Here is a 6,584-nt window from a genome sequence, read left to right as displayed (position 1 = left end):
AGTTTTCATAAAGAAAACTCAGTGATTGCAGAGGGCCTAGTGCCGCTTAGGGTCCCCGGCTTAGATTGAACCGGTCTCGGAGTACTGTGCCTCCGTTGCCGCCCCTCCGGGACTCTACCTAGTCAGTTAAACGGGTACTCAGCTGGCGCATGCCTCGAAGATATGGACGAAGATATTCGCCTCCTTCAGATAGAAGAGCCAGGTCGTTGGATCGTTAAACTGCATCGCGATGTGCAGGGTCAGCGGATTTTCCGGCAGGAAACTGATGACAATCAGAAATATCCATACATAGACGATGGACTCCACGAGACCGAGTACGGCACCCAGTGTGCGATTCATGAAGTTCAGAACCGGAAGTTCCACTACACGCTGAAGGATCGCAAACGCAAGCTTCACGAGCAGCGTCACGACGATGAGAAGAAGTACGAAGGTGATCACACTCACAAGCATGCCGGTGATGCGATCTGCGATATAATCTGTCAGCTTATCCAGTCCCAGAAGCTGATAAAAAAGGTCGACACTCTCGCTTGCTGCGCCTGCTGCCGGCCCTTCTCCGAATGCGATCTTTTCCACGCGCTGTGCCACCAGCTCCCGCAGCACAGGATTCTGGTCGATCCAGCTCTGTACCGTCGGAAGAAGCATGCGCGTCGCAATCAGTGAAACAACGATCGATACGATATTCACCGACATGCGCACGAGCCCTTTACGGTAGCCATAGAGAAACATCGCGACCATAAATGCCGCCACGCCGATCTGCACCCATCCATTCATTACAATTGTTATTAATTCCGTCATCGCTTCTTCCTGCTACATCATCGCCCTTCTGATGTATTCTATTTAAAATCCTTACAGCTCTTCAGACATAGTTAAGTCAAGGCGTAGCCCGGCGGACAGCAGCCGGAAACCATACAAAGAGGACGTGTGAAATCAGGCCGCCTGGAGTTCCTGGCTTAGATTTCACCGGCCTCATAAGTACTGTGCTTCCGTCTGCCGTCCACTGAGCTACGACTGAACAGTAAAGAAAAGGCGCCCCTCGTGGAAGAAGGGGCGCGCTGTATGCTGCATCAGCCGATAAAATTGTCTTCACGAAGAATCAGCCGGTTCTCCTTATCATACTTCGGATGGAACATGCCGGTCAGCTTCTTTCCGAGGCTCGGTGCCTCCGCCTTATCTGCTGCTTCCTCGATCAGTTCTTCCGCACTTTCCTTTGTGAGCTCGACGCCATCCTCCTGCATCATCTCGATACGCTCATAGAGCGCCAGCACGGTCTTTCCGACAAGCACACAGTCGATTTCACGCGCATACTGCTGTGCATAATTCGCGAAGTCCTCGACGCTCATCTCCTGGTAGTAATCTCCCGGAAGCTGCTCCTCTGACTGTGCCGCTTCATTAGCGACTGTATCTGCCTCTTCTTCGGTCAATGCTTCCTCATCGTCCCCATCCGCGTCCGCTGTCTCTGCCGGGTAATCCACAGCATCTGCTGCGGAATCCACCTGGTTTTTCTGCGATTCAGCGTATGCGCTGTCCACAGTGGAGGCTGCTGCCGCCACGGGAACTGCTGAGGTATCCACATATTTATCCGGTGCATCCACTTCTGCACCCCTATCCTCTGTTCCGTGCAGAGGAACCGGTGTACGGTCTTCACTGAAGGAAGCCGCCGAAGACGGCTGCTGCACCGTCATCGAAGCTGCGGTCTCCCCATTTTCCACGGCAGCGTCTGCCTGTACCGGTGCATTGAGGTCCACATCCTCGACGAGTTCATCCTCCTCTTCCTCGATGTCCGATACGAGATCAAACTTCTTGATGAAGAGCGGACGATCCTCTGCCATGCGATCGAAGTGGTCCATGACATCCACGAGCACAACAGAGCTCGAGTCTGTGAGTGTATCGATATAATCGCTGATTTCATCGACGACATCATAGGTCAGCGCACCGGCATTCTCGACGATCAGGTCCTTCCCGGCGATTTTCGGCACGAATGCCGCGAAGCCACGCTCGTTCAGTCTTGTGGCATCCGTCTTCGCAACCTTGAAATTAAATCCATAGAGATCATGGAAGTACTTGATTTCGTCGATGGCGATCTTCAGTCCATCCGCACGGGTCTTCGCCTCGATGATCATATGGTAGTTGTGGAGTTCTTCTTCCTTCTGTGGAATTTTATGCACCGCACTCTGGATGGCTTTCACCGCATCAGCGGCTGCACACTGCATATCATGATTGGATGTCTGTGCAGCACCCTGCGCTGAGGTAGAAGACGCCACGATCGGATCCGTTACAGCGGCCGTTGAAACAGTCGTAGCGGCGGCCATCGAATCAGCGGCTGTGGTATATGCAGGCTGGTCGCCTGCATTGGCTTCCGCGCTCTTCTGGTAGATGGTCGCACTTTCCTCGGACGACGGCTGCACATCCTCGGATAACGGCGTGGTGATCGTATCTGTCGTGCCTTCAGACTGTGTTTCAGCTGCGAGCTCGGCATCAACTTCTGCCTTTACGACCGGACTCTGTGCTTCCACGAGATTTCCATCGGTATCAGCATACTCCTCGGATACCTTGCGGAGCTTCTCCTCATACTTGCTGCGGTTTTCCACGAGGTCCATCTGCTCCTTCGAAAGGGAGCGATACTGAAGCTTCAGCTCCATGGCCTTATCCACATACTGTCCGAGACCGAAGAGAAGCATGATTTTATCACAGGTGCGGACGCACGCATCCTCGCAGCCTGCTTCACTGTAAAGCTTCGCGAGGGTATAGAGCCACTCCTCGTCCACTTCCAGAGAGGTATACTCCTCGAGCGGTGCGATGAGCTGCTCAGCGCTGGCCCCCTTCGCCTTCAGAATCAGATAGCGGAGGAGAAACTGTCTGGAATCGTCCGGGCTCATCTCACAGAACTCGTGATAAAATTCCTGCGCATCCTGGAGATCGCCTGCCTTGACGGATATTTCAGCCAGCTTGTACAGAAAGCGTTTGCCGACCGGGGCACGCTCAAACGCCAGCAGAAGGATGTCCTTTGCTTCTTCATATTCACTGTTATGCTCATAGATATCCGCGACGTAGGAAAGAAGATTTGCATTTCGAACGCGACGCCAGTCGATCGTATCGGCGATCTGCATCGCGGTCTTATAGTCTCCCTGCTCTGCCATCTTGCGCATCTGCTCTGCTTTGATATTAAACTCGTACTTATCCATTTGGTTTTTCTCCTTAGGATCCTATTATAGCGTTATTCTTCCGTCCAGTGCACGAAGTAATGTAACCTCATCGATATTTTCGATATCACCACCCACCGGTACGCCGGAGGCGATTCTGGACACCTTGATGTTGAGCGGCTTAATCAGCTTCGTGATATAGGTCGCCGTGGTTTCTCCCTCGAGTGAAGAATTAGTGGCGATGATGACTTCCTCTACATCTCCCTGCAGGCGGGCCATCAGCTCCTTGAGACGGATGTCGTCCGGACCGATGCCCAGCATCGGCGAGATGGCACCGTGAAGTACATGGTATACGCCCTTGTACTTACCTGTGCGCTCATAGGCGGACATATCACGGCTGTTTTCCACAACCATGATCTGCCTGTGGTCACGCTCCTCGGATGCACAGATCGGACAGATCTCCTGATCGGTGATCGTACAGCAGATCTTGCAGTAGTGTACGTTGTTTCTCGCATTTACGATGGCTTCTGCAAGCTCGGTCGCCTGCTCCTTCGGCGCATGGATGATGTGAAAGGCTAGGCGCTGCGCACTCTTCTGTCCGACACCAGGAAGCCGGGACAGCTCACTCACGAGTCTCGAAATATCCTTCGAAAAGTATTCCATCAGAGACCGAGTCCTCCGGTCAGCTTACCCATCTGGCTCTGCGAATCCTCGTCAGCGCTCTCCAGTGCCTGGTTTACAGCGGCGACGATCATATCCTCGAGGGTCTCTACATCCTCCGGATCCACAGCGTCCTTGTCCAGCTCGAGCTTCGTGAGTACCTTCGCACCTGTGACGGTCGCCTTCACTGCGCCACCACCGGCCTGGCCTGTGTACTCCTTCTTTGCAAGCTCTTCCTGGGTCTCCTCGAGCTTACGCTGCATACGCTGATACTGCTTCATAATGTTGTTCATATTCATACCCGGCATACCACCCGGGAATCCACCATGCTTCGCCATAAAAAACTCCTTTTCTTTTATCCTTCTGTTTCTACTTGCATATGGATCTTCGAAAGATCCTCATCGGTCACATAAACCGTTGCTGCCTCATTCTCTTCCGAGAGTACCGTCGAGAAGCGTATATCCTTATGGTACTTCTCTGCGACGATCCGACGAATCTCATGGATGCTCGCCTCCTGCTCGAGGAGATGGGCCGTCGCCCGGCTTCTCGTCACGATCGTCATGCCGGATCGATCGCGATCCGGTCGCACATAGCTTTCATCCCGCAGGAGCGCTGCCGAAAGTACCGGGATGGTGATGGCCGCACAGATGCTTCTCCACTCTTTTTTCAGGAGCTGGAGATCCTCATACTGCGCGCGCGGGAGCGTCACCTTCTTCGGTGTGGAGGCCAATGCCGGCTGCGGAGCGACGTTGTTCTGGTCGCCTGCATTGGCGCTCGCTGCAGTTGCTGGAAGCGGGGTACCGGCCGGGAGGTTCCGAAGCGTACGCTGGATCTCCGCGAGGCGGGCATTCATCCCCTCCGCACTTGCATCTGTCTCCGGGTATGCGAGCTTCATGAAGCTCGTTTCAATCAGGATCCGCTTCTGTGTCGCATAGCGGAGCTGATTACTGAGATCACTCAGCATGCGTATATAGCGCATGAGCTCGACCGTCGAGAGAAGTGAAGCATCTTCCTTCAGGCGCTTCAGATTCTCGCTCGACATATCCACCAGACCCGAGAGGTCATCCACTGTGGAGGCGAGCAGCATATTCCGTGCATACATGACGAAATCCGAGACGAACTGGCTGAGCTCACGGCCCTGATCGATGACCTCGGCGACGAGCTGCAGCCCGGTCTTCACATCCTTCTTCGAAAGCGCGCGCACGAGATCTGAGAACACGGCGGTATCCACCGCGCCCAGGATACTCAGTGCATCCTCATACTCGATCCGGCGGTCAAACTGGAAGGCGGAGCACTGGTCGAGCAGGGATACGGCGTCTCGCATGGAACCATCCCCGGAACGCGCGATATAGTGCAGCGCTTCATCGGAAACCTGGATATTCTCTGCATCCGAGATCTCACGCAGTCTTGCAGCGATCGTATCCGTCGTGATGCGCTTGAAATCATAGCGCTGGCAACGTGAGAGAATCGTGATCGGAATCTTATTCGGCTCGGTCGTCGCGAGGATGAAGATGACATAGGATGGCGGCTCCTCCAGCGTCTTCAGAAACGCATTGAAGGCCGACTGACTGAGCATATGTACCTCATCGATGATATAGACCTTATACTTACCATCGACCGGTGGATACTGGATCTTATCCCGGATCTGACGGATGTCATCGACACCGTTGTTGGAGGCTGCATCCATCTCTACGACGTTCATGCTGGACTCGCTGAGGATCGCCTGGCAGCTCGGACACTCGTTGCACGGGTTTCCATCGATCGGATGCTCGCAGTTCACTGCACGTGCGAGGATCTTCGCGACGGAGGTCTTACCGGTTCCACGGGTACCGCAGAAAAGATAGGCATGCCCGATCCGCCCGGTCATGATTTGATTTTTAAATGACGCAGTGATGGCATCCTGGCCCTTGATCTCATCGAAGGTCCGGGATCTCCATCGCCTGTACAGTGCAGTATAACTCAATGAAAACCTCTTTTGTTCTTATATGCATCCATCCGCTTATCCGTCGATCGATGTATGTACAGTCGATGGGAAGCGCCTATGAAATGCGGTTTCAGCTGCATAAAGCAGCGATAAGCCTGGTACGGCAATGTAAACTAATGAAGATTATACAAGGCCAGGTGGAGATTTTCAATTAAAACAAAAAGACCATCCATATGGATGATCTTCTGTGTCAGAGTTGCGGGAGAAGGATTTGAACCAACGACCTTCGGGTTATGAGCCCGACGAGCTACCAGACTGCTCCATCCCGCGATAATAGGTTTTCAATAGAATAATGGGGCCTACAGGGCTCGAACCTGTGACCCTCTGCTTGTAAGGCAGATGCTCTCCCAGCTGAGCTAAGACCCCATTCTGCTGAAAACAACAGTGAAACCTTAAAGGCTTCAAATGGATGGGGGTGGATTCGAACCACCGAAGTCAGTGACAACAGATTTACAGTCTGCCCCCTTTGGCCACTCGGGAACCCATCCAAATATGAAATTGTGATGTAAATCAGAAGATTTACAAACGACCCGGGACGGAATCGAACCGACGACCTCCGCCGTGACAGGGCGGCGCTCTAACCGACTGAGCCACCGGGCCATATCGTGCCTTGAAAACTGTACACCTGAGAAATATAGCAAATTATTTTTAGATTGTCAACATCAAACCTACCAGCACATCTACTGTCATAGATGCCGCATACTCGTGAATGTGGATGTAAATCTCCACGCTTCACTCGTCTTGCGCACATTGGATAAGCCCTCGACCTATTAGTAACTATCACCTGAATGCTTTGCAGC

5 protein-coding genes and 4 tRNA genes are annotated in these 6,584 nt (G+C 53.1%); all 9 read right to left on the bottom strand.

The features are described from left to right. Nucleotides 1-138: 138 nt before the first annotated feature. Nucleotides 139-795, bottom strand: coding sequence for a CvpA family protein (locus ACTNC3_RS11060; protein ID WP_441227460.1), 657 nt, complete (start codon nucleotides 793-795; stop codon nucleotides 139-141). Between the two features lie 269 nt (nucleotides 796-1,064). Beyond that, nucleotides 1,065-3,182: a tetratricopeptide repeat protein gene (locus ACTNC3_RS11055; RefSeq protein WP_441227459.1), complete on the bottom strand. Its 2,118-nt coding sequence runs from the start codon at nucleotides 3,180-3,182 to the stop codon at nucleotides 1,065-1,067. Between the two features lie 24 nt (nucleotides 3,183-3,206). Next, on the bottom strand, nucleotides 3,207-3,803 hold the full coding sequence (gene recR / locus ACTNC3_RS11050) for a recombination mediator RecR (RefSeq protein WP_410044188.1): 597 nt from the start codon (nucleotides 3,801-3,803) through the stop codon (nucleotides 3,207-3,209). Continuing rightward, nucleotides 3,803-4,138, bottom strand: a complete 336-nt coding sequence (locus ACTNC3_RS11045) for a YbaB/EbfC family nucleoid-associated protein (protein WP_410044187.1) — start codon at nucleotides 4,136-4,138, stop codon at nucleotides 3,803-3,805. The genes recR and ACTNC3_RS11045 overlap by 1 nt, the downstream gene beginning before the upstream one ends. 17 nt (nucleotides 4,139-4,155) lie before the next feature. Further along, nucleotides 4,156-5,763, bottom strand: coding sequence for a DNA polymerase III subunit gamma/tau (dnaX, locus tag ACTNC3_RS11040; protein ID WP_441227458.1), 1,608 nt, complete (start codon nucleotides 5,761-5,763; stop codon nucleotides 4,156-4,158). A 217-nt stretch (nucleotides 5,764-5,980) separates the two neighbouring features. Then, nucleotides 5,981-6,054, bottom strand: a tRNA-Met gene (locus tag ACTNC3_RS11035). 23 nt (nucleotides 6,055-6,077) lie between these two features. Beyond that, nucleotides 6,078-6,150, bottom strand: a tRNA-Val gene (locus ACTNC3_RS11030). A gap of 40 nt (nucleotides 6,151-6,190) precedes the next feature. Further along, nucleotides 6,191-6,272, bottom strand: a tRNA-Tyr gene (locus tag ACTNC3_RS11025). A gap of 38 nt (nucleotides 6,273-6,310) precedes the next feature. Beyond that, nucleotides 6,311-6,384: transfer RNA gene (locus ACTNC3_RS11020), tRNA-Asp, on the bottom strand. Nucleotides 6,385-6,584 lie beyond the last annotated feature (200 nt).

The organism is Oribacterium sp. HCP3S3_B9 (assembly GCF_052064255.1).
In the GTDB taxonomy this organism is placed as follows: Bacteria; Bacillota; Clostridia; order Lachnospirales; family Lachnospiraceae; genus Oribacterium.
This window is presented reverse-complemented; position numbering and strand designations above follow the sequence as displayed.